The organism is Chitinophaga niabensis, assembly GCF_900129465.1.
Classification (GTDB): Bacteria; Bacteroidota; Bacteroidia; order Chitinophagales; family Chitinophagaceae; genus Chitinophaga; species Chitinophaga niabensis.
Genome location: NZ_FSRA01000004.1, coordinates 1 through 3,196, shown reverse-complemented (window position 1 = coordinate 3,196; position 3,196 = coordinate 1). Strand labels below are relative to the sequence as shown.

The 3,196-nt window shown below is 47.8% G+C and carries 2 rRNA genes; both read left to right on the top strand.

Annotated features, from left to right (window positions below):
• Positions 1 to 107 precede the first annotated feature (107 nt).
• Positions 108 to 2,990: ribosomal RNA gene (locus BUR42_RS29235) — 23S ribosomal RNA — on the top strand.
• Positions 2,991 to 3,079: 89 nt separating this feature from the next.
• Positions 3,080 to 3,191, top strand: a 5S ribosomal RNA gene (rrf, locus tag BUR42_RS29230).
• The last annotated feature ends 5 nt before the right edge of the window (positions 3,192 to 3,196 follow it).

Genomic DNA, 3,196 nt, shown 5'->3' with positions numbered 1-3,196 from the left:
GAAGAGGTTACAGTACCATAGTAATTATGGAGCTGGCAGCGAACAAGTTCTTTGACATATTGGGAAATAAAGTTGTAAAACACTGAAAGACGTGTGATACGAAGATTTTTAAAGCGAATAAGGGCGCATGGTGGATGCCTAGGCTCTAGGAGGCGAAGAAGGACGTGGTAAGCTGCGATAAGCTACGGAGAGCTGCAAACGAGCGTTATATCCGTAGATTTCCGAATGGGACAACCCAGTACACTGAAGGTGTATTACCCGCAAGGGGGCCAACGCAGGGAACTGAAACATCTAAGTACCTGTAGGAAAAGAAAATAATTTAATGATTCCCTAAGTAGTGGCGAGCGAACGGGGAATAGCCCAAACCACAGCGGCGTGCTGCTGTGGGGTTGTAGGACTGCATTTAGAAAGTTGCAATAAGTTGAAGTATCTGGAAAGATACACCCCAGCAGGTGATAGTCCTGTAGACGTACCTTGCAATGGACGAGCAGTATCCTGAGTAGCGCGGGACCGGAGGAATCCTGTGTGAATCTGCCAGCACCATCTGGTAAGGCTAAATACTCCCTAGAGACCGATAGTGAACCAGTACCGTAAGGGAAAGGTGAAAAGTACTCCGAACAGGAGAGTGAAATAGTACCTGAAACCGTGCGCCTACAAGCGGTCGGAGCATAGTAATATGTGACGGCGTGCCTTTTGCATAATGAGCCTACGAGTTACTCCTCACTGGCGAGGTTAAGTTCTTCAGTAACGGAGCCGCAGCGAAAGCGAGTCCTAACAGGGCGCTTTAGTCAGTGGGGGTAGACGCGAAACTTTGTGATCTATCCATGGGCAGGTTGAAGGTTTGGTAACACAAACTGGAGGACCGAACTCATTAGCGTTGAAAAGCTATGGGATGACCTGTGGATAGGGGTGAAAGGCCAATCAAACTGAGAGATAGCTCGTTCTCCCCGAAATGTTTTTAGGAACAGCCTCGTATATAGACGTGTCATAGAGGTAGAGCTACTAATTGGGCTAGGGGGCTTCACCGCCTACCAAACCCTAATAAACTCCGAATGCTATGACATATCTGCGGGAGTGAGGCTGTGGGCGCTAAGGTCCATGGCCGAGAGGGAAATAACCCAGATTAACAGCTAAGGTCCCTAAGCGTATGTTAAGTTGAACAAACGAAGTTCAAACCCTAAAACAGCCAGGATGTTGGCTTGGAAGCAGCCATTCATTTAAAGAGTGCGTAACAGCTCACTGGTCGAGGGTTTGGGCACGGAAAATAATCGGGCATCAAACATACCACCGAAGCTTTAGGATCCCCACTAGGTGGGTGATCGGTAGGGGAGCATTCTGTACTGCATTGAAGGTGTACTGCGAGGTATGCTGGAGCGTACAGAAAAGAAAATGTAGGCATAAGTAACGATAAAGAAGATGAAAAATCTTCTCGCCGTAAGACTAAGGGTTCCTGATCAACGCTAATCGGATCAGGGTTAGTCGGGTCCTTAGGCAAAGCCGAAAGGCGTAGCTGATGGCAAACTGGTGAATATTCCAGTACCTGCTATAATTTCGATGGGGTAACGGAGTAGTGAAAGGACTGCGCATCCACGGATGTATGCGTTAAAGGGAGTAGGTATATTTTGAGTAGGAAAATCCGCTCGAGATGCTGAACCTGATAGTACAACAAAGCTTCGGCAGCGTTGATAATGTCCCTAATCAGACTTCCAAGAAAAACCTCTAAGGTTAGGTTATAGCAGCCCGTACCGTAAACCGACACAGGTAGTCGAGGAGAATATCCTAAGGCGCTCGAGTGATCCGTGGTAAAGGAACTAGGCAAATTGACGCTGTAACTTCGGGATAAGGCGTGCCACAGTGATGTGGCCTCAGTAAAATGGTACAACCAACTGTTTAACAAAAACACAGGGCCCTGCAAAATCGAAAGATGACGTATAGAGCCTGATACCTGCCCGGTGCTGGAAGGTTAAGGAAGGATGTTCGGAGTAATCCAAAGCTTCTGACTGAAGCCCCAGTAAACGGCGGCCGTAACTATAACGGTCCTAAGGTAGCGAAATTCCTTGTCGGGTAAGTTCCGACCTGCACGAATGGTCTAATGAGTTGTACACTGTCTCTACCACGAGCTCGGTGAAATTGTAGTATCGGTGAAGATGCCGGTTAATCGCAACGGGACGGAAAGACCCCGTGAACCTTCACTACAACTTAACATTGATTTTGAATGCCAGATGTGTAGGATAGTTGGGAGACTTTGAAGCAGCTTCGCCAGGAGTTGTGGAGTCGTCGTTGAAATACCAACCTTCTGTTATTTAGAGTCTAACTCCTGTAAGGGAGGACATTGTTTGGTGGGTAGTTTGACTGGGGTGGTCGCCTCCTAAAAAGTAACGGAGGCTTGCAAAGGTACCCTCAGTACGGTTGGTAATCGTACGTAGAGCGCATTAGTATAAGGGTGCTTGACTGTGAGGCAAACAAGCCGAGCAGGAGCGAAAGCTGGCTAAAGTGATCCGGTGGTTCTGTATGGAAGGGCCATCGCTCAAAGGATAAAAGGTACTCCGGGGATAACAGGCTGATCTCACCCAAGAGCTCATATCGACGGTGAGGTTTGGCACCTCGATGTCGGTTCGTCACATCCTGGGGCTGGAGAAGGTCCCAAGGGTTCGGCTGTTCGCCGATTAAAGTGGCACGTGAACTGGGTTCAGAACGTCGCAAGACAGTTCGGTCCCTATCTGTTGTGATCGTTAGTAAATTGAGAGGACATGACCTTAGTACGAGAGGACCGGGTCGTACGTACCGCTGGTGTATCTGTTGTGCCGCCAGGTGCAGTGCAGAGTAGCTATGTACGGGCAAGATAAACGCTGAAAGCATCTAAGCGTGAAACTTACCTCGAGATGAGTTTACTTTTAAGGGCCGTCGGAGACTACGACGTTGATAGGCTACAGGTGTAAGGATAGTAATATCGAAGCCGAGTAGTACTAATTGCCCGTAAGCTTTAATTTTATTATTCGTCTTGCTTCGCAAGGAGCATTGTTTTACAACTTCCCAATATGTAAATTATTGTCGTCAAGACTAGAGATATACAAGATCTTATGGTGGTTTTGCCGAGGGTGTTCACCTCTTCCCATTCCGAACAGAGAAGTTAAGCCCCTCATGGCCAATGGTACTGCACTATCATGCGGGAGAGTAGGTAGCTGCCATATTTATT